The organism is Pectobacterium polonicum, from assembly GCF_005497185.1.
GTDB classification, from domain to species: domain Bacteria; phylum Pseudomonadota; class Gammaproteobacteria; order Enterobacterales; family Enterobacteriaceae; genus Pectobacterium; species Pectobacterium polonicum.
Window position 1 is genome coordinate 74,648 of record NZ_RJTN01000004.1, and the last position, 19,350, is coordinate 93,997.

At 53.1% G+C, this 19,350-nt stretch carries 18 protein-coding genes; 3 read left to right on the forward strand and 15 right to left on the reverse strand.

Annotation, left to right across the window (positions count from 1 at the left end; translation table 11 throughout):
- Positions 1–23: 23 nt before the first annotated feature.
- The 11 genes from EDI29_RS06490 to pdxB all read right to left on the reverse strand — a co-directional run bounded on the left by EDI29_RS06490 (position 24) and on the right by pdxB (position 11,478).
- Positions 24–803 (reverse strand): lysine/arginine/ornithine ABC transporter substrate-binding protein, encoded by a 780-nt coding sequence (locus tag EDI29_RS06490; protein WP_005969885.1) that lies wholly within the window; start codon positions 801–803, stop codon positions 24–26.
- Between the two features lie 415 nt (positions 804–1,218).
- A complete protein-coding gene (locus tag EDI29_RS06495) occupies positions 1,219–1,791 on the reverse strand; it encodes a UbiX family flavin prenyltransferase (protein ID WP_010298530.1) in 573 nt (190 codons plus the stop codon).
- A 229-nt stretch (positions 1,792–2,020) separates the two neighbouring features.
- Positions 2,021–3,538: an amidophosphoribosyltransferase gene (purF, locus tag EDI29_RS06500; RefSeq protein ID WP_039298357.1), complete on the reverse strand. Its 1,518-nt coding sequence runs from the start codon at positions 3,536–3,538 to the stop codon at positions 2,021–2,023.
- 20 nt (positions 3,539–3,558) lie between these two features.
- Positions 3,559–4,059, reverse strand: coding sequence for a colicin V production protein (gene cvpA / locus EDI29_RS06505; protein WP_005969889.1), 501 nt, complete (start codon positions 4,057–4,059; stop codon positions 3,559–3,561).
- Positions 4,060–4,235: 176 nt separating this feature from the next.
- Entirely contained in the window at positions 4,236–4,988 is a 753-nt protein-coding gene (gene dedD / locus EDI29_RS06510) for a cell division protein DedD (protein ID WP_137740230.1), read from the reverse strand.
- Entirely contained in the window at positions 4,978–6,246 is a 1,269-nt protein-coding gene (folC, locus tag EDI29_RS06515) for a bifunctional tetrahydrofolate synthase/dihydrofolate synthase (protein WP_137740231.1), read from the reverse strand. The genes dedD and folC overlap by 11 nt, the downstream gene beginning before the upstream one ends.
- Positions 6,247–6,351: 105 nt before the next feature.
- The gene (gene accD / locus EDI29_RS06520) at positions 6,352–7,269 is read right to left on the reverse strand and encodes an acetyl-CoA carboxylase, carboxyltransferase subunit beta (RefSeq protein ID WP_137740232.1); all 918 of its coding nucleotides are present in this window, start codon (positions 7,267–7,269) and stop codon (positions 6,352–6,354) included.
- Positions 7,270–7,493: 224 nt separating this feature from the next.
- Positions 7,494–8,156 carry a DedA family protein gene (locus EDI29_RS06530; protein ID WP_107169730.1) on the reverse strand — a complete coding sequence of 221 codons (663 nt, stop codon included), beginning with the start codon at positions 8,154–8,156 and terminating at the stop codon, positions 7,494–7,496.
- A gap of 194 nt (positions 8,157–8,350) precedes the next feature.
- Positions 8,351–9,202, reverse strand: coding sequence for a tRNA pseudouridine(38-40) synthase TruA (gene truA, locus EDI29_RS06535; RefSeq protein WP_241664896.1), 852 nt, complete (start codon positions 9,200–9,202; stop codon positions 8,351–8,353).
- Entirely contained in the window at positions 9,202–10,212 is a 1,011-nt protein-coding gene (locus EDI29_RS06540) for an aspartate-semialdehyde dehydrogenase (RefSeq protein ID WP_137740233.1), read from the reverse strand. Before EDI29_RS06540 ends, truA begins: the two co-directional genes overlap by 1 nt.
- Positions 10,213–10,341: 129 nt before the next feature.
- Complete coding sequence (gene pdxB / locus EDI29_RS06545) at positions 10,342–11,478, reverse strand: 4-phosphoerythronate dehydrogenase PdxB (RefSeq protein WP_137740234.1); 1,137 nt, start codon at positions 11,476–11,478, stop codon at positions 10,342–10,344.
- A gap of 295 nt (positions 11,479–11,773) precedes the next feature.
- Here pdxB and EDI29_RS06550 point away from each other — a divergent pair, with 295 nt between their 5' ends.
- Both EDI29_RS06550 and flk read left to right on the forward strand, forming a co-directional pair.
- Complete coding sequence (locus tag EDI29_RS06550) at positions 11,774–12,673, forward strand: DMT family transporter (RefSeq protein WP_137740235.1); 900 nt, start codon at positions 11,774–11,776, stop codon at positions 12,671–12,673.
- Positions 12,674–12,759: 86 nt separating this feature from the next.
- A complete protein-coding gene (gene flk, locus EDI29_RS06555) occupies positions 12,760–14,019 on the forward strand; it encodes a flagella biosynthesis regulator Flk (protein WP_137740236.1) in 1,260 nt (419 codons plus the stop codon).
- 127 nt (positions 14,020–14,146) lie between these two features.
- Here the strand turns inward: flk and fabB are convergent, their stop codons facing one another.
- Positions 14,147–15,364, reverse strand: a complete 1,218-nt coding sequence (fabB, locus tag EDI29_RS06560) for a beta-ketoacyl-ACP synthase I (RefSeq protein WP_039280239.1) — start codon at positions 15,362–15,364, stop codon at positions 14,147–14,149.
- Between the two features lie 172 nt (positions 15,365–15,536).
- On the opposite strand from fabB, the gene mnmC reads away from it, so the two are divergent.
- A complete protein-coding gene (mnmC, locus tag EDI29_RS06565; protein ID WP_137740237.1) occupies positions 15,537–17,564 on the forward strand; it encodes a bifunctional tRNA (5-methylaminomethyl-2-thiouridine)(34)-methyltransferase MnmC2/FAD-dependent 5-carboxymethylaminomethyl-2-thiouridine(34) oxidoreductase MnmC1 in 2,028 nt (675 codons plus the stop codon).
- Between the two features lie 89 nt (positions 17,565–17,653).
- Here the strand turns inward: mnmC and EDI29_RS06570 are convergent, their stop codons facing one another.
- The 3 genes from EDI29_RS06570 to EDI29_RS06580 are packed head-to-tail and all read right to left on the reverse strand — an operon-like array spanning position 17,654 to position 19,345.
- Complete coding sequence (locus EDI29_RS06570; RefSeq protein WP_010285074.1) at positions 17,654–17,938, reverse strand: YfcL family protein; 285 nt, start codon at positions 17,936–17,938, stop codon at positions 17,654–17,656.
- 33 nt (positions 17,939–17,971) lie between these two features.
- Positions 17,972–18,517, reverse strand: a complete 546-nt coding sequence (locus tag EDI29_RS06575) for an elongation factor P hydroxylase (protein ID WP_137740238.1) — start codon at positions 18,515–18,517, stop codon at positions 17,972–17,974.
- A gap of 27 nt (positions 18,518–18,544) precedes the next feature.
- Positions 18,545–19,345, reverse strand: coding sequence for a sulfite exporter TauE/SafE family protein (locus tag EDI29_RS06580; protein WP_137740239.1), 801 nt, complete (start codon positions 19,343–19,345; stop codon positions 18,545–18,547).
- Positions 19,346–19,350 lie beyond the last annotated feature (5 nt).

Below are 19,350 nucleotides of genomic sequence, written 5' to 3' on the forward strand. Positions count from 1 at the left end.
AGAGTGTGAATCGTTAGGAGAAGTTAACCGCCGTAAACGTCAAAATCGAAGTATTTTTTCGCGAACGTATCGTAAGTCCCGTCTTTACGCATCGCTTCAAAGGCTTTATCCAGCGCGGCTTTCAGCTCAGTATCCGCTTTACGCAGCCCCATACCGGTCCCCACACCGAAGAACTTGTCATCTTTTACTGCTGGGCCAGCAAACGCATAGTCTTTGCCCATATCGAGTTTCAGAAAACCTTCGCTTGCCGCGACTTCATCCTGGAAAGCGGCATCGACGCGACCTGCGGCCAAATCTGCGTAAATTAGATCCTGATTTTGATAAGCGACAACCTCAACGCCTTTTGGCTGCCAGTTCGCATTGGCAAAAGCCTCCTGGGTTGATGCCTGCAATACGCCGACACGCTTGCCGCCCAGCGACGCCAACGTTGGCTCAATATTCGCCCCTTTCTTCGCAATCAGACGAGAGTTAGCCGCATATAGCTTCTCGGTGAAGGCAATTTCCTGCTGACGTTTTTCGGTAATGGACAGAGAAGAGATGATGGCATCAATTTTTTTAGCTTTCAGAGAGGGAATTAACGCATCAAAGTCACTTTCCACAAACGTACAGTTAGCTTCAATGCGCTTGCACAACTCTTTCGCCAGATCGATATCAAACCCGACCAGTTCACCGCTGGCATTTTTGGATTCAAAAGGCGCATAGGTAGGATCGGTACCGATTTTAATATTCTTAGGAATCTCCGCCATCGCGCTGCCCGCAGCCAGAATGAGTGCCAACGGCAAAACTTTGATCAGTTTCTTCATATTGCTACCCTTATCATGAGTGATTGATGTCATGTGTCGTCAATGTCGGAAGACATATCGATTTATTGCTTTAAATATGAACGATATGAGTGCTATTTGTTTTCTACGCCGACTATTACAGTTTTTGTAGCAGTTTTCATGCCACAATGAACGTAGGGATGTCGTAAAAACCCTATGAACGAAGCGCACAAAAAACAATGACTAACTGTTTGATTATTAAATATTTTAAGAGGAATTTTTTTTGGCGCGTAACAATAAGAATAGATAACATTGGCATGAATACAAAAACTCATACGCACCATTTTGGTGCCTTTACGCACAAAATTAGTGCAATGTGATAAAAAGGCACAAAAAAAGGGCAGTAAAAGTTTACCGCCCTGAGAGAAAAAAATAGCGTGCCTGGGTCTCTACCCTGCTAGGACGCACCTTGCCAGCGGATAAAGAGATCTTTTGGCAGGTCGATATCAAACTGGTCCAAAATACGATTCACCGTCTGATCGACAATATCCTGCACACTTTCTGGGCGATGATAAAACGCAGGCACAGGCGGCATGATTATCGCACCCAGCTCAACGGCAGTGGTCATCAGCCGTAAATGTCCTAAATGCAGCGGCGTTTCACGCACGCCCAACACCAGAGGACGACGCTCCTTCAGCACCACATCGGCTGCGCGAGTCAATAAATTATCGCTGTAGCTATGCACAATGCCGGACAGGGTTTTTATCGAACAGGGTAAAATCACCATGCCTGCCGTTTTAAACGACCCCGAAGAGATGCTGGCAGCAATATCACGCGTATCATGTACCACATCAGCCAGCGCCTGTACGTCACGCAGGCTAAAATCGGTTTCTAGCGCCAGCGTCTGGCGAGCCGCCTGACTCATGATCAGATGGGTTTCAATGCCTTCCAGCGTCTGTAACACCTGTAACAGTCGGATGCCGTAAATGACACCGCTGGCACCGGAAATCCCTACAATGAGTCGCTTCATTCATACTGCCTCTGGCTGGCCGCGTCAGCAGAAACGCGGAAAAATCATCTGCGCAAACTTTGCCGCATTGATTAGCGATAAGCAAGGATAAGCGCCGAAACCCTATCTTCTCTATACACAGTTTTCTAGATACAGCTGTTTTCTAGATACAACTGTTTTCTAGATACAACAAGGGGAAGACACTTTCGCGCCCTCCCCCTTCAATACAGCCTTAACGTGCGACTAGCCGTTAACCTTCGTTGTGCAGTTCCAGATCTTCGACTTCATTCTGGCTACGCAGCGCTTTGGCATCGTCATTACGCAGCATTTCCAGATAATCCAGATAGCCTTGATCGACATCCTTCGTCACGTAAATGCCGTTGAACACCGAACATTCAAACTGAGCAATATCCGGGTTATCTTCACGCGCCGCGTCGATCAGATCGTCAAGATCCTGGAATATCAGCTCATCTGCACCGATAATTTTACAGATTTCATCCACTTCGCGGCCGTGGGCAATCAGTTCATTAACGCTTGGCATGTCGATACCGTACACGTTAGGGAAGCGAATCTCCGGTGCCGCAGAAGCCAGATAAACACGCTTAGCTCCCGCTTCACGCGCCATCTCTACAATCTGCTCGGACGTTGTGCCGCGCACGATGGAGTCATCGACCAACAGCACATTTTTGTCACGAAACTCGGCACGGTTGGCGTTCAGCTTACGGCGTACCGATTTCTTACGCGCCTGTTGTCCCGGCATGATAAAGGTACGGCCAACATAGCGGTTCTTCACAAACCCCTGACGATATGGTTTGTTGATAATGCGTGCGATTTCCAGTGCGATATCACAAGAGGTCTCAGGAATCGGGATCACAACATCGATATCGAGATCTTCCCACTGGCGCGCAATCTTTTCACCGAGCTTCTGACCCATGCGGACACGTGCGCTGTAGACCGAAATTTTATCGATGAAAGAGTCCGGGCGAGCGAAGTAGACATATTCAAACAGGCACGGGTTGCTCTTTGGATTCTCTGCGCACTGGCGGGTAAACAGCTGCCCTTTTTCCGTAATGTAGATCGCTTCTCCCGGCGCAACATCGCGTAAAAACTCAAAGCCCAACGTATCCAGCGCGACACTTTCTGACGCCACCATGTATTCGCTGCGGCCATCTTCCAGGTCACGTTTACCGATGACCAGCGGGCGAATGCCGTTAGGATCGCGGAACGCCACCATGCCATGACCGATAATCATGCCAACACAGGCATAGGCACCGCGAATTTGCTGGTGCGTTGCGGCAACAGCCGCAAAAATATTATCGGCTTCCAGCGGGTAATGTTGGAAACGGTCCAGCTCTCTGGCAAAAATATTCAGCAGAATTTCAGAATCAGACGTGGTGTTAACGTGGCGACGCTCCTGCTCGAACAGCTTTTTACGCAGTTCGTGGGCGTTCGTCAGGTTACCGTTGTGCGCCAGCGTGATGCCGAACGGAGAGTTAACATAGAAAGGCTGTGCTTCCGAGGCGCTGGAACTGCCCGCGGTCGGATAGCGCACATGGCCAAGCCCCATATTTCCCTGTAAGCGTTGCATGTGCCGCGCTTCAAACACATCTTTCACCAGGCCATTGGCCTTACGCAGGCGAAAACAATTAAAGGCATCGATGGTTACAATACCCGCAGCGTCCTGCCCACGGTGTTGCAACACCGTTAACGCGTCATAAATCGACTGGTTGACCGGTGTAAAACCGGCGATACCGACAATACCGCACATGGTGTCTTTTCCTCTCAGCGCTACCGCAGCGATAAATGCTGCGGCAAGAAACTTGACGTGCTTTGCAGGTAGTCAAAAAACCACCTGATAATATAACTGAACTGCGGGATTAACTGGGACTGCTTCCAGTCATCACTTTGTGAAAAACCGGTAAACGTATCCAGAAAGAATAGCAGTGCGGAAACGATCAGCACCCCGCGCAGCGCACCAAAACAGATGCCCAGAACGCGATCGGTGCCGGATAATCCGGTACGTTCAACCAGTGAACTAATCACATAGTTGACGATAGCTCCCACAATCAACGTTGCAATAAACAGAATGGCAATCGCAATGCCGTTACGCACCAGTTCATCATCAAAACGGGTGAAGTAGACCGCGAGGTAGGCGTAGTAATGACTGGCAACAAAAAAAGCACATCCCCAGGTTACTAACGACAGCGCTTCACGAACAAACCCCCGGATCAGGCTAACCAAAGCCGAAAATCCGATGATGCCAATAATGACGTAATCAACCCAAACCATGAACTATCCTAATAATGAACGATGCTACCGATAAGCCGCTACGTCATCCTGTTCGCGGCGCATTCTAACAGAAAAAGAAAACGTTTGCGTAGCGTATTTCCGCCGATTTCACCGATAGATAATCAGGCGAAAAAACCAACAATCCGTCACGCCTGATTCTATTCTCTCTCGGTCTCTCAGCGAACCGAATGTGATCGCACCTGCCCGCTTAACCCGCTCAACTGTTGCAGTTCGGCCAGAGAAGACTCTAGTTTCTGCTTCGAGGCATCCGGCCCCACATAAATACGGGTGATTTGTCCTGAAACTGGCGTTGACGGTACGGTATACGCACGATAGCCAGAGAGACGAAGCTTAGCGACAATCTCGTTCACCTTATCCGCATTTTTCAACGCACCAAGCTGCACAATATAGGCCTGTCCGACCGGCGCTTGTTGCGTCGGCTGCGTTTCAGGCTTCACTTCCGGTTTCGGCTCCGGTTTAGGTTCAGGCTTCGGCTTCACTTCTGGCTTGGGCTCAGGTTTTGGCTGAGGCTTCGGCATCACCGGCGCTGGCGTCTGAATGGGCGGACGCTCAACCACCACCGGCGGTGCCGTCATGGCTGGCGTATTTGTCCCTGCGCGAGATGATGGTGGCGGTGTGGAGGTTTCAGGTGCCTTATTTTCAGGTAACTTAGCTTCTGGCGTTTCGGCTTCCGGGCTGTTCTGCATCGCCGCTTCCGCCCCTTCCGGTGGCAAGTTCGGCAACGACGGGTTCAGCGCAGGCAGGGATTCCATCTCATTGCTATCGCCCGGCTTGGGGATCAGCGGAATCGATGCAAACTCATCTTCGTAGTGCTTTTTCTTTCCATCCAACAGGCCGGGTAAGACGATCACGCCCAGCGCGACCAGAATGACCGTGCCAACCAATCGATTCTGAAATTTACTCGCCATTCGCCTTCTCCTCATCCAGCGCTTCCATCACATGCGCTACCGTATGAAAAGACCCACACACAATGACGATATCCTGTTCCGTCGCCTCGGACATCGCCTGCTGCCAGGCGGTAACGACATTGGGGAACGACTGGCTGCGCGTCAGGTGTTCGGCAAGCTGCTGCGCCGTCGCGCCACGCGGGCCTTCCAACGGCGCGCAGTACCACTCATCAATCAACGGCGTTAAGTGAGCCAGCGTACCGGCGATATCTTTATCTGCCAGCATACCAACAACAGCACGCACTTTTCCGGTTTTCGGCAGCACAGCCAAACGGTTTGCCAGATACGCCGCCGCATGAGGGTTGTGCGCAACATCAAGAATCAATCGCGGTGACTCCTGCACGGTCTGAAAACGACCGGGTAATGCGGCGTGCTGTAAGCCTTGACGAATCGCCTCTTCGCTCACATTCAATGAAGAATAGTGCAATGCAGCCAATGCTGTCGCCGCGTTCGGCAGTGGCACATTGGGTAATGGCAAACGTGACAATTCACGCTGTTTATCCTGCCAGCTCCACGTCTCGCGCTGAACTGAAAACTCCCAATCGCGACCGCGCCGACGCAGTTGTGCGCCTTTCTCAGCGGCAACGTCGGCAATCGTTCCTGGCATATCCGGCTCACCGACAACGGCAGGTCGATTCTGTCGGAATATCCCGGCTTTCTCACGGCCGATGCTCTCCCGATCGTTACCTAGCCAGTCGGTATGGTCGATCGCGATGCTGGTTACCACCGAGACATTCGCATCCACAATATTGGTCGCATCCAGACGCCCGCCCAAGCCCACTTCCAGAATGACGACATCCAGATTCGCTTGTTTAAAGAGTTGCAGCGCCGACAGCGTACCGAATTCAAAATAGGTGAGCGATACCGCCCCTCTTCCCGTTTCGATATCCGCAAACGCCTGAGTATGCAGCGCTTCAGGCAATTCTTTGCCCTGAATACGCACCCGTTCGGTATAGCGCACAAGATGGGGTGAACTGTACACGCCAACCCGTAGGCCTGCGGCCAACAGAATGGATTCCAGCGTACAGCAGGTGGTTCCCTTGCCGTTTGTCCCCGCGACGGTGAAAATCGTGGCGGCAGGCTGGAGCAGTTGGAGATGTTCAGCAACCTGCTTAACGCGTTCCAGACCTAAATCAATGGCCTGAGCGTGCAGGTGCTCAAGATAATGAAGCCACGTGACCAAAGGTGACGTGGCTTGAGGTATTTGAAGAGTATCCATGAGTCCCGTTCACTAGCTTACGGTTCATTGCGGGCAGAGCGTGCGTATTGCTACTCGGTCGAGAACGACGTGGTCGAGTACCACACGTCCTGCCCATCATGTCAATTATGCGTCATCCTGTGATGATTCAGACGGCGCATCGCTGCGGATTTCCACGTCATCGTTGCCTGGTTCTGGATGGTTCGTCAGTTTGGCAAGAATGGTGGCCAGCTTGTAGCGCATTTCTGGACGACGAACGATCATATCGATCGCCCCTTTCTCAATCAGGAATTCACTGCGCTGGAAGCCCGGCGGCAGTTTTTCACGCACGGTTTGTTCGATAACGCGTGGGCCGGCAAAACCGATCAACGCTTTCGGTTCCGCAATGTTCAGGTCGCCCAGCATCGCCAGACTCGCAGAAACACCGCCCATGGTTGGATCGGTCAGCACGGAGATATATGGCAAGCCGCGCTCGCGCATCTTCGCCAGTGCCGCACTGGTTTTCGCCATTTGCATCAGCGACATCAGCGCTTCCTGCATACGCGCCCCGCCACTGGCGGAGAAGCATACCAGCGGGCAGCCGTCTTCCAATGACTGCTCGACGGCACGCACAAAGCGCGCCCCGACGACGGACGCCATTGAACCGCCCATGAATGAAAACTCAAACGACGCGACCACAACCGGCATGCCGTAAAGCGTACCTTTCATGACAACCAGCGCATCTTTCTCATCGGACTGTTTCTGCGCAGAAACCAGACGATCTTTATATTTTTTGGAATCCCGGAATTTCAGGACATCCTTCGGCTCCAGTTCGCTTCCCAGCTCGACAGTGTTTTCTTTATCCAGAAAAGCCTGTAGACGGGCACGCGCGGAAAGACGCATATGGTGATCGCACTTCGGGCAGACCCCCAGATTGCGTTCCAACTCAGCACGATAAAGAACCTGACCGCAGCTATCACATTTTGTCCAGACCCCTTCAGGGATGTTCGCTTTACGGGTCGGTGTGATATTGCTTTTGTTAAGAATTCGTTCAATCCAGCTCATTGATAACCTTTCTGCTTGAACCTGGCAAATGCCAGTCCGCTGTTCATGTTATTCCCTGACAACATTGCCAATGAAAAAATGCCTGAGACGCACGACAATCGCGGTACAAAGGCATCGGCACCCAGGGTGTTCCCAAGAACAGACCATAAATGCTGCCCATTAAACCATAACGCTCCGGGACTGTGGATAAAAAACTGGTCAAACCGGATGTTAAAATACTTCACTTATTTTACATTGCCGCGCGAAGCTGCTCTACGGTGACGGGCAATTTCAATAATACCCGGCAGGATAGAGAGAAAAATAATCGCGACAATCAGTAATTTCAAATTTTCCTGCACTACCGGCAAATCGCCAAACAGGTAGCCCGCATAGGTGAACGACAGCACCCACAGCAATGCACCTACCACATTATAGGCGGCAAAATGCCGATAGCTCATGTGCCCCATCCCGGCAACAAACGGCGCAAATGTTCTCACAATCGGAACAAAGCGTGCCAGAATTATCGTCTTGCCGCCGTGACGCGCGTAAAACGCATGCGTTTTATCCAGGTAGCTACGGCGAAAAATCTTTGAATTCGGGTTGCTAAATAGCTTCTCGCCGAACAGTCGTCCGATCGTATAGTTCACTGCATCGCCCGTAATCGCAGCAACAATCATCAAAAAGACCATCGTATGCACATTCAGATCGTTTGACGGCAGCGCCGCCAGCGCCCCAGCAACAAACAGCAGCGAATCTCCCGGTAAGAATGGCGTCACCACCAGCCCAGTTTCACAGAACAGAATCAGGAACAAAATGGCATAAACCCAGACACCATATTGCGCCACCAGTTCCGCCAGATGAACGTCAATGTGCAGAATAAAATCAATAATAAACTGTATAAACTCCACCACAACATCTTCTCCCAAGAATGTATATCAAACGCACGCGGTCGATATACGCAAGGCAGCCGTACCATCCGTGTTGCCTTGCGTATAGCACGCTAACTCGCCTCGACCTTATCACGCATTGCATACGGCTTTTTGATTTACCGCCATCCGGCAGCATGCAACACGCAAAAGGCGCACTCGTTACAGCAAAAACATCAATCCGCTAAAAAAAGCGGCCCCATCGTAGGCCGTGGTAAAGCAAAACGCGCGGGGTAATCTACCGCCACCAAATACAGCCCTTCGGCTCTGGCCGTTGCGCCTGCTAACGTGCGATCTTTGGCTGCCAACAGTTCCGCAATCCACGATTCGGGACGATTGCCACACCCGACGTCCATCAGGCTACCAACGATATTGCGCACCATGTGATGAACAAACGCATTGGCCTTAATATCTACCACGATATAGTCACCGTGACGTGTAACCTTTAAATGATTTACATAGCGCCACGGGGTGCGCGACTGGCACTGCACCGCCCGAAAAGAGGTGAAATCATTCTCCCCCAACAGGCATTGCCCTGCGCGTTCCATCCGCTCCACATCCAACGGATGATAAAAGTGCGTCATGCCATGCGAAAGCACCGCGGGGCGATAGCGGTGATTGTAGATAACATAGCGGTAGCGGCGCGCCGTTGCGCTGAAGCGCGCATGGAAATCTTCATCTACCGTTTTCACCCAACGCACGGCGATGTCCGGCGGTAAATTCGCATTTACGCCCATCGTCCAGGCGGCCTCTTTTCTGATCGCCTGCGTGGTGAAATGCACAACCTGCCCAGTTCCATGAACCCCAGCATCGGTTCGTCCGGCACAAAACACTTCTATCGGTTCATCCGCAACTTTGCTTAGCGCCTTTTCAAGACAGGCCTGTACGCTAGCGACATCACTCTGACGCTGCCAGCCATAATACTGGCTACCGTCATACTCAATGCCCAGCGCAATTTTCAGCGTGGCGCGTTCGTTTTCCGCAACGGCGGTGGCTTGAATCGCCGCCGCCTGAGTGGTTTCCGACATTACCCGAGATACTCCTGCACCAGACATTCTGCGGTTTCCAGCGCCATCAACGCGCCGCCAAAGCGAGCGTTATCGGCCACCGACCAGAATTGCAGTAGCTCAGGAATACCGTAATCATTACGCAAGCAGCCGACGCTCAGTTGCCCATTGCCAGACGCATCACCCACCTGCGTCGGGTAATCCTGCTCGTCGCTCACCTGAATATTCCCGGCATTGAGCAATTCGTCACGCGCTTCTTCCGCAGACAGCGGACGCAGTGATTCAAGATGAACAACCTGTGCGTGACCATAAAACACCGGTGACTGAATGCAGGTCACGGAAATCGGCAGTCCGTCATCCTGCAAAACTTTGCGCACCTGATCAACCAGACTGCGCTCTTCGCGCACGCTGCCCGCATCATCCGGCAGTAAAGGCAACAGATTGAACGCTAGCTGTTTCGGGAACAACCCTTCTTCAGGCGGAATACCATTCAGCAAACGGGCGCTTTGCCCAGCCAGATCGTCTACCGCCGCTTTACCGCGTGCGGAAACTGACAGCATATTGACGACATGCAGGCGCGACAGCCCCGCAGCATCGGTCAGCGGTTTAATCGCCGTCAGCAGTTGGCTAGTCAGGCTGTCCGCCACCGCAACGATATTGCGGTTACGATAATCCGCCAGCGTATGCGTATTCACACCAGGTACGACCAGCGGCACATCCGGCTCCAGCGCAAACAGGCCGCTGCTGTCGATGACCAGACAGCCTGCGTCTCCTGCCTCTTCCGCATAGCGGGCGCTGACATCTTGGCCGGCGACAAAAAACGCCAACTGCGCCTGCGACCAGTCAAAATCTGCCACATTGGTGACCAGACAAGACTGACCGTTAAAACGTATGGTTTCACCCGCACTACGCTCGCTGGCCAGCGGATACAGCTCACCCACCGGGAATTCGCGTTCCTGCAATAGTTCCAGTAACGCCGTGCCTACTGCACCCGTTGCGCCCAGCAGAGCGATATTCCAGCCGTCAGACATTTGGTTCTCTCCCAAATTTTGATGAAACACAAATCATGAAGGAAACCGACAGACGATAGCGACACCACCTGTCAGTTCCTGAATAAAAAAGAATCATACTCGCGCAACACCGTCGCGAGAGAAACGCCGCTAGCGTGCGCCCCGCACCGACGCGGTGAATCCCAGCGAGTTCAGACAATCTGCGCTTTCAGCATCGGCGCAGATAACATGGAGTGACGACCATTCACGTCGTTCCTGATAATGTTTACGCAGGCGATCGAATTCGCCTTCCTGATGCGCAACGTGGCGCAACAGCGCATCGTCTCGGCGCACATCATACACCAGATGCACCAGACGTTTTAGCAACGCCTCATCCACCGGTGCGGTTAATGTCACTTCGGCATAGTCCGGCTCAGGTAACAGCGATGAAAGCGCGACCTGCTGCGGGGTTCCGATAAACTCGCTCCAGGCTTCAAAAACCTGTGTAGTACCGCGTGCTTTTCCTTCCAGCGTATAACCCGCGATATGCGCCGTACCGATGTCCACGCGCGCCAGCAGATCGGTCGATAACGCGGGCTCCGGCTCCCACACATCAAGAATGACGCTGAGTTTTTTACCCTGTTGCAGCGCCTCAAGCAGTGCAGCATTGTCCACCACTGGGCCACGGCAGGCGTTAATCAGAATACGTCCGTCCGCGAACGCATTCAGCACGTTGGCATCGACCAAATGATGCGTCCGGTACTGCCCGTCGAAGTACAGCGGCGTATGCAGCGTCAGAATGTCAGCGTCACGCACCAGCGTTTCCAGCGGCAGGAAATCGCCCGCCTCACCGCGATCGGCACGCGGCGGATCGCACAACAGCGTTTTCACGCCCCAGGCTTTCAGGCGTGCATCCAGACGTCTCCCAACGTTCCCTACGCCGACAATACCAACCGTTTTATCGCGCAGTTGAAAACCATCACGTTCAGCCAGCATCAGCAAAGAAGAAAACACATATTCTACTACCGCAATGGCATTACAGCCGGGGGCGGCAGAAAACGCGATGCCATTAGCGTTAAGCCAGGGATCATCAACATGGTCGGTGCCTGCCGTCGCGCTGCCGACAAATTTTACCGCTGTGCCAGACAGCAAATCCGCGTTCACCTTCGTGACCGATCGCACCATCAGCGCATCCGCGCCTGCCAGCAGATCGCGTGGCAAAGGGCGTCCCGGTACGGCTTGAACGTCACCCAAACGGCTGAAAAGCTCGCGGGCATACGGCATATTCTCATCAACCAGAATCTTCATTCTCTTCTCCGGTAACCTGTAGCCAGCCAAAAAAAGCGGGGAGATATTTTGCCACCGAATGGTGCAGAAACCCAAGGCAATTACGATGCGATCCCTTTCCGCCATCGGTTCACATCGATATTGTATCGCCATCATTCCTGCGATAAACGGCAATTTATCGTAGCAAGCCAGGCTTCTTGAAAGATAGACTGGGTTGATCGCCGTCACGTGGCTCTGCTATGTTGCTTGCCATTCCGCACTTGCCCCATTTTTATCGACCAGACTGGCAATGGGTGCGTTTTCCGTCTGATCTGTTATGAGAAAACCAACGTTGAACGTCCTATTTCCCACCATTGCCGTCCTAATCTGGTCAATTAACGTCATCGTCAACAAGCTCTCCGCGAGCGTTATTGATCCGGCCGCTATCTCGTTTTATCGCTGGCTTCTTGCGTTCCTCGTCATGACGCCGTTCATGCTGCCAACGCTTCGCCACCATGCGGTGGCCATTCGCCAGCACGCGTGGAAACTGCTGGTGTTGGGTCTACTCGGCATGGTGTTGTATCAAAGTCTGGCCTACTACGCAGCGCACACGATCAGCGCCGTGATGATGGGGATCATGGGGTCGCTCGTGCCGCTACTCACCGTCTTGCTCAGCATTCCTCTGCTACGCGTGGCGCCGACGCTGGGCGTGCTGCTCGGGAGCCTGCTATCGCTGGCAGGCATTGTCTGGCTGATTGGCGAGGGGCATCCCGAACAGATTCTGGCGCAAGGCATCGGCCCCGGTGAATTCATGATGTTTTGTGCCGCGCTGTCCTACGCACTCTATGGCGTGTTAACCAAACGCTGGAGCATCCCGCTGCCCAACTGGGTATCGCTCTACGTGCAAATTGCCTTTGGCGTAGTGGTACTGATTCCAAATTTCCTGCTGACGGACAATGTACAGCTCAATGCCGACAATCTGCCGCTGGTGATTTTCGCTGGCATCATGGCTTCCATCATTGCACCTTTTCTGTGGATTCAAGGGGTGATGCGTCTGGGAGCCAGCAAAGCCTCTATCTTTATGAATCTGACGCCGATCTTTACGGCGATGATCGCGATTGGCTTTTTGCACGAATCTTTGCACCATTATCATCTGGTTGGTGGGGGCATCACGCTACTCGGCGTTATCCTCGCCCAGCGTTTGCGCGTCCCGTTAGGGCGTACTTCGAGTGATTAGTGCGTTTTAGGCAATGCATGACTATCGGCCATCACGGGAGATTGCTATGATTCATCTCAATCATGACGGCAGTGAGGATAACCGATATGCAACCTGTAAGTGGCCCAGGTGCCCCGCTGCCCGGCGAACGTGCGGTTACGCCGACAACCACATCGTCAACCTTATCCTCTAACGTCGCAGGTTCCACCAGTGACGATCGGCCGCTGACGCTGGCACAGCGAACCACGCTGGAAAATCTGGTGATTAAAGTTGCTGCGCTGACAACGTCAAAGGCGGCGGAGGTCTGGACGACGGTAAAACAGGGGTTAGGGCTGGCAGAAAATAATGAACTACAGTCCCGCCACTACCAACCAGCCGAGCAGATACTTCAGACGCGTCTAACGCAGGCGCAAGATAACAGCGGCCGCCAGCCGTTGCTTCAGCGTCTGACAGATATGCTGTCCCAGGGCAATAATCGTCAGGCAGTCAGTGATTTCATCCGTCAACAGTTCGGCAGCACCACGCTAAGTGCGCTGAATAAAACGCAGCTACAGCAGGTGGTGACACTGCTACAAAATGGGCAGATTCCGCAGTCAACGGCACCGGCTCCAGCGCCGCAAGCGACTCAGGCACCTAATTCGCCTGAGCGTCCGCTCTCGCCAGTTGAACAGCGCAGCTTGAATCAGTTAGTTACTCGGTTAGCAACAATGACTGGAGAACAACCTGCGAGAGTGCTGAGTAACCTGATGACGATGCAGAATCTTACCCCTGGTGACGCCATCCCGTTCAAGCATCTGCCGCTACTCACGCAGTTCCTGCAAGCACAAGTTGAGCTGCAACAGACACAAACGCTGCTGCGCGCCACGTTGACGCCACAGGGAACGCCGACCAATACGGGAACGGCTGGCGCACCTCAGGAACCGCCGATAGCCAACACAACCAATACGGCTAACGCGACAAATGCAAATTCAGCATCAACAACTACGCTCTCATCATCACAGCCGCTGCCAATACAGAGCACCCTGCTTTCCCCGAACCTCGCTCCGTTGCAGACGCTGTTACAACAGCCGATGACCGCGCAGGAACAGCAATTATTGATAGATTACACACAGAATCGCTTCAATATCGGCTTGCAAACCCCGTTGACGCCAATGCAGGTCAGCGATCTACTGACATTCTTGTTTACGCAGCGCATTCAGCGCTCACAGGAAACGGACTGGACCACGACCTCACAATTGCTGCATCCGCTGTTTAACCCGCTGATTGCGTCACTACCGCTCAGTTGGCAATCCCTGTTCCATAAACCCATGTTTCTGGTGATTGTCAGCACCTGCGTGGCTGCGTTTCTGCTCTGGGTGTTGATCTAAGCATTATTCGCATTCAGGCTACGATTGCAGTTCGTCATCACTGCTACCATCGCTGTCACCGTCAAAAAAAACAAAAACCCCGCGGCTTACGCCTGCGGGGCTTTTATTTAGCCGGGTGAAAAACCGATTATTTATCGAGTTTTCTCATCACCAGCGTCGCGTTCGTACCACCGAACCCGAAGCTGTTAGACATCACCGTGGTCAGTTTACGTTCCGTCGGTTCAGTCACGATGTTCAGGCCAGCAGCCTGCTCGTCCAGATTTTCCACGTTGATGCTCGGTGCGACGAAGCTATGTTCCAACATCAGCAGGGAGTAAATGGCTTCCTGAACGCCAGCGGCCCCCAGAGAGTGACCGGTCATCGCTTTCGTCGCAGAGATAGCTGGCGAGTTATCACCAAAAACTTCACGAATCGCGCCCAGCTCCTTCACATCACCAACCGGCGTAGACGTGCCGTGAGAGTTCAGGTAATCGATCGGCGTATCCACACCGTTCATCGCCATCTTCATGCAGCGAACCGCACCTTCACCCGATGGAGCAACCATATCCGCACCGTCAGACGTCGCGCCGTAGCCGACGACTTCTGCGTAAATATGCGCACCACGTGCCAGTGCGTGTTCCAATTCTTCTACCACGACCATACCGCCACCGCCTGCAATGACGAAACCATCACGACCGGCGTCATAGGTACGAGAAGCTTTTTCTGGTGTTTCATTGTATTTGGTGGACAGCGCGCCCATGGCGTCAAACTCACAGGCCAATTCCCAGCACAGCTCTTCAGCGCCGCCAGCGAACACGATATCCTGCTTGCCCATCTGAATTTGCTCAACCGCGTTACCGATGCAGTGTGCAGAAGTCGCACAGGCAGAGCTGATAGAGTAGTTCACGCCGTGAATTTTAAACGGCGTTGCCAGACAGGCAGATACCGCAGAACCCATGGATTTGGTCACCACATAAGGGCCAACCGCTTTCAGACCACGTGGGCTACGCATCGCGTCAGCACCAAATACCTGATAACGCGCAGAACCGCCGGAACCGGCAATCAGGCCTACGCGTGGGTTATTCTGATAAACCTCATCGGACAGACCAGAATCTTGAATCGCCTGCTCCATGGATAAGTAGGCATAAATCGATGCATCACTCATAAAACGCACAATTTTGCGATCGATGAGGCCCGTGGTGTCCAGTTTGACATTCCCCCAGACGTGACTACGCATGCCGGAATCTTTCAGCTCTTGAGAGAAAGTAATACCCGAGCGGCCTTCCCGCAATGATGCCAGAACTTCCTGCTGGTTATTACCAATGCTTGATACGATCCCCAGGCCAGTAATCACTGCACGTTTCATTTAATACCTCTTCTTCCACTTATAGAGTTTGGGATTTCGCTTCGCACTTTAGCGTACAGTTGTAAGCTGAACAAGTCCGATCAGCCGAACTAACGCGAAATTATTGCTAAATTTGCACCACGATCTTCAGCTCGTTAGAATCTCGCCATCACTTGAATAATGAGCTTTTGCCGTGGCTAACCTTCCCATCCAACATGCGTCGTTAAGTTGGAACACTCAGGGTACACCTGTATCGCAACAGTTTGATGACGTCTATTTTTCGAATCAGGATGGGTTAGCCGAAACCCGCTATGTGTTTTTGCAGGGCAATCAGTTTCCTGAGCGCTTCACCACGCACCCGCGTACCGCGTGCGTGATAGCGGAAACCGGCTTTGGCACCGGACTGAATTTTCTCACGCTGTGGCAAGCCTTTTCCCATTTTCGTCAACATCAGCCGCAGGCGACATTGCGACACTTGCATTTCATCAGCTTCGAAAAATTTCCTCTGCGCCAGCACGATCTGGCTGCCGCACACGCACAGTGGCCGGAGCTAGCAGAATTCGCCGATGAACTGCGCCAGCAGTGGCCGTTAGCGCTGCCGGGGTGTCACCGTCTGATTCTGGCACAAGGCACTATCACGCTCGATTTGTGGTTCGGTGACGTTAACGTCTTACTACCTGAGCTGGATGATACGCAGAACCATCAGGTCGACGCCTGGTTTCTGGACGGCTTCGCGCCTTCCAAAAACCCCGACATGTGGACGGATAATCTGTTTCAGGCAATGGCACGTCTGTGCCGTAAAGAAGGGACATTCGCCACCTTTACCGCCGCAGGTTTTGTGCGACGTGGTCTACAACAGGCGGGATTTCAGGTCAGCAAAATCAAAGGATTCGGACAGAAGCGCGAAATGCTGAGCGGCATCCTTCCCGATGCACTTCCGGTCACGTCGCCAACACCGTGGTACACACGCCCCGCCGCCAGCACGAGTGACGATATTGCGATTATCGGCGGCGGCATCGCCAGCGTACTCACCGCGCTGGCACTGCAACGGCGCGGCGCCAATGTCACGCTCTACTGCGCGGAGTCACAGCCAGCCACTGGCGCATCCGGCAATCGTCAGGGCGCGCTATATCCTCTGTTGAATAACCGGCACGATGCAGTATCCCGCTTTTTCTCGCTCGCCTTTGACTTTGCCCACCGCAGCTACACGGCGCTGGCGCAGCAGGGACTGAAATTTGAACACCAGTGGTGTGGCGTCAGCCAGCTTGCCTGGGATGAAAAAAGTGCGCGTAAAATCGAACAGATTCTGCAAGGGGAATGGCCGGAGGAGCTGGTCGTTAGCGTGGATGCGCAACAATTGGAAGAACAGAGCGGCCTGAATCCCGGCGTAAATGGCATCACCTATCCCGACGGCGGCTGGCTGTGTCCAGCAGAACTGACCGCCGCTGCGCTGAAGCTGGCGCAGCAACACGGCCTGTCGGTACAGATGAATGCTGCCGTTTCCGATCTGGAGAAAACGGATAACGGCTGGGCGCTCACCCTGAGCACCGACCAGCAGGTAAACCATGCGGTCGTGGTGCTGGCGAATGGGCACCAGATTACTGACTGGCCACAAACCCACCATTTACCCGGCTACGCCGTGCGCGGGCAGGTCAGCCACATTCCGACTAACCCTGTACTGGGGCAGTTAAAACAGGTGTTGTGCTACGATGGCTACCTGACACCAGTGAGCCCGCACCATCAAACACACTGCATCGGAGCAAGCTATTTACGCGGCGAGACACACTGTGAATACCGGGAAGAAGAGCAGCAAGAAAACCGACAGCGTTTGCTGAATTGTTTGCCCAACGCCGATTGGACCAAAGCAGTCGATGTCAGCACTGCACAGGCTCGCCAAGGCGTCCGCTGCGCGCTGCGCGATCATCTGCCGCTCTTAGGCGCGGTGCCGGACTATGAACAAACGCTGACAGACTATGAAGATCGACTGCATCCACAACATCGTACTGACGCTGTACCAAGCGCACCTTATTGGCAGGATCTGTTTATTATCGGTGCGTTAGGATCGCGCGGGCTCTGCTCTGCCCCACTCGCGGCGGAAATCCTGGCCTCACAGATGTATGGCGAACCGCTACCGCTGGATCGCGACACGCTCGCCGCACTCAACCCGAATCGTTTCTGGATAAGGAAACTGCTGAAAGGTAAACCTGTCACTCAGGATTAATTGAGGATAGCGAGGGATTAATGGGGAAGAAAACTGTGCTGGTTCGACTAAACCAGCACTGACAGATTAACGATTAGCACACATGAAAATCAGTGCGTACTATTCTGTGCCTGCTGGAACAAACGTTCCCACATTCCGTTAACCAGTACCTGATCCGGCGGTGACAGCTCACCGTTTTTGATCGCGTTGTTAATACTGTCGCTAACGCGTACATGCAGTGCTTCAAGCGTATGTTCCCCGTTCTCTTCCGCTTCTGCGACTGACACCGTCAGATGACCACGCAAATAGCCACCAGCAAAAAGTTCGTCGTCGCTGGCATGTTCTACCATGTCATCAATCAGCGCCAAAATGCGCGTTTCAAATTCTGCGATCATTTCTTATCCTCAAATTTTTGCCGTTCCCGCTCATCACAGATCGGCTGGATACGGGAAGCTCGCCGCCGTCAGCGGTGGCGTGTTGTAAAACGATTGTAACGCGTGAATAAAGCTTGCCGGGCGCGCAGGAATCCCTTCTTCCAGATACTGCATCACTTGTGCATGCACACGTCGTTGGAAATCAATACGATCTGGCTCGCAATCGCCGTTCAGGTTGTCGCAGCTGACGTTAAACGGAAAGCCTGCTGCAACGCAGAATAGCCAGTCGAAAGCCTGGGGTTTGATCTCCACCACCTCAAATTGGCTTTGCGTCGCCGCATCGCGGCCATCTGGGCAGTACCAGTAGCCAAAGTCGACCTGCAAACGCCGCTGTGCGCCAGCAATGCACCAGTGAGAAATCTCGTGCAGCGCGCTGGCATAAAAACCGTGAGCAAACACAATCCGATGATACGGAATCTCCTCATCCGCTGGCAGATAAATAGGCTCATCGTCGCCTTTTACCAGACGGGTATTGTATTCGCCGCCAAAGCAATCATTAAAAATATCAATCAGTTGTTGATAATGGTGCGTCGTTGTCATGTTATTTGTTGTCATTATAAAATTTTTTCATAAAAGCTGTCCTAGCCAGGCAGCAATCGCATGCCCATGGCTGTCATAAATCAGCTTGCTGCTCATGATGGCGGAAACCAGCACCAACATAGGACGGATCAGCTTTTGCCCTTTCGTCATCACCATTTTCGCGCCAAGCCGCGCACCGAGGATCTGCCCGATCAGCATCACGCCCCCGACCACCCAGACCACTTTTCCGCTGAGCATAAAAAACAACAGCCCACCGAAGTTAGAGGTAAAGTTCAGGATTTTGGCATTCGCCGTCGCTTTTGCCAGATTGAAACCATACAGGGTGACAAAGGCCAGCGCGTAAAACGACCCCGCACCGGGACCGAAGAAGCCATCATAAAAACCGACGCAACCACCAGCCACAATCGCAAACGGAAGCGGCGACAGGCGACGCTGCCGATCTTCATCGCCGATTTTGGGCGTTAATAAAAAGTAGAGGCCAATACCAATGATGAGAAACGGCAATAGTTGGCGTAGAAAATCGGCATGGATTTGCTGTATCAACCAGGCACCAAAGGTCGAGCCGACAAACGTCAGCGCAATCGCCAGTTTCTGCTCGCCCAGATTCACCGCACGGCGACGAACGAAATACAGGCTGGCAGAAAAGGAGCCGCCGACAGCCTGAAGTTTATTCGTTGCCAGCGCCTGCGCCGGGGATAAACCCGCCGCCAGCAAGGCCGGGATCGTCAATAACCCGCCGCCACCAGCAATCGAATCAATAAACCCTGCCAGCGCCCCGACAAAAAACAGCACGGCCAGCATGTCTGGCCCTAGAACTAACCAATCCATCGTTA

Coding starts and splice junctions, on each gene's coding strand:
- EDI29_RS06490 (WP_005969885.1), bottom strand. CDS start 803: ATGAAGAAACTGATCAAAGTTTTGCCGTTGGCACTCATTCTGGCTGCG.
- EDI29_RS06495 (WP_010298530.1), bottom strand. CDS start 1,791: ATGAAGCGACTCATTGTAGGGATTTCCGGTGCCAGCGGTGTCATTTAC.
- purF (WP_039298357.1), bottom strand. CDS start 3,538: ATGTGCGGTATTGTCGGTATCGCCGGTTTTACACCGGTCAACCAGTCG.
- cvpA (WP_005969889.1), bottom strand. CDS start 4,059: ATGGTTTGGGTTGATTACGTCATTATTGGCATCATCGGATTTTCGGCT.
- dedD (WP_137740230.1), bottom strand. CDS start 4,988: ATGGCGAGTAAATTTCAGAATCGATTGGTTGGCACGGTCATTCTGGTC.
- folC (WP_137740231.1), bottom strand. CDS start 6,246: ATGGATACTCTTCAAATACCTCAAGCCACGTCACCTTTGGTCACGTGG.
- accD (WP_137740232.1), bottom strand. CDS start 7,269: ATGAGCTGGATTGAACGAATTCTTAACAAAAGCAATATCACACCGACC.
- truA (WP_241664896.1), bottom strand. CDS start 9,202: ATGTCGGAAACCACTCAGGCGGCGGCGATTCAAGCCACCGCCGTTGCG.
- EDI29_RS06540 (WP_137740233.1), bottom strand. CDS start 10,212: ATGTCTGACGGCTGGAATATCGCTCTGCTGGGCGCAACGGGTGCAGTA.
- pdxB (WP_137740234.1), bottom strand. CDS start 11,478: ATGAAGATTCTGGTTGATGAGAATATGCCGTATGCCCGCGAGCTTTTC.
- EDI29_RS06550 (WP_137740235.1), top strand. CDS start 11,774: ATGAGAAAACCAACGTTGAACGTCCTATTTCCCACCATTGCCGTCCTA.
- flk (WP_137740236.1), top strand. CDS start 12,760: ATGCAACCTGTAAGTGGCCCAGGTGCCCCGCTGCCCGGCGAACGTGCG.
- fabB (WP_039280239.1), bottom strand. CDS start 15,364: ATGAAACGTGCAGTGATTACTGGCCTGGGGATCGTATCAAGCATTGGT.
- EDI29_RS06570 (WP_010285074.1), bottom strand. CDS start 17,938: ATGATCGCAGAATTTGAAACGCGCATTTTGGCGCTGATTGATGACATG.
- EDI29_RS06575 (WP_137740238.1), bottom strand. CDS start 18,517: ATGACAACGACGCACCATTATCAACAACTGATTGATATTTTTAATGAT.
- EDI29_RS06580 (WP_137740239.1), bottom strand. CDS start 19,345: ATGGATTGGTTAGTTCTAGGGCCAGACATGCTGGCCGTGCTGTTTTTT.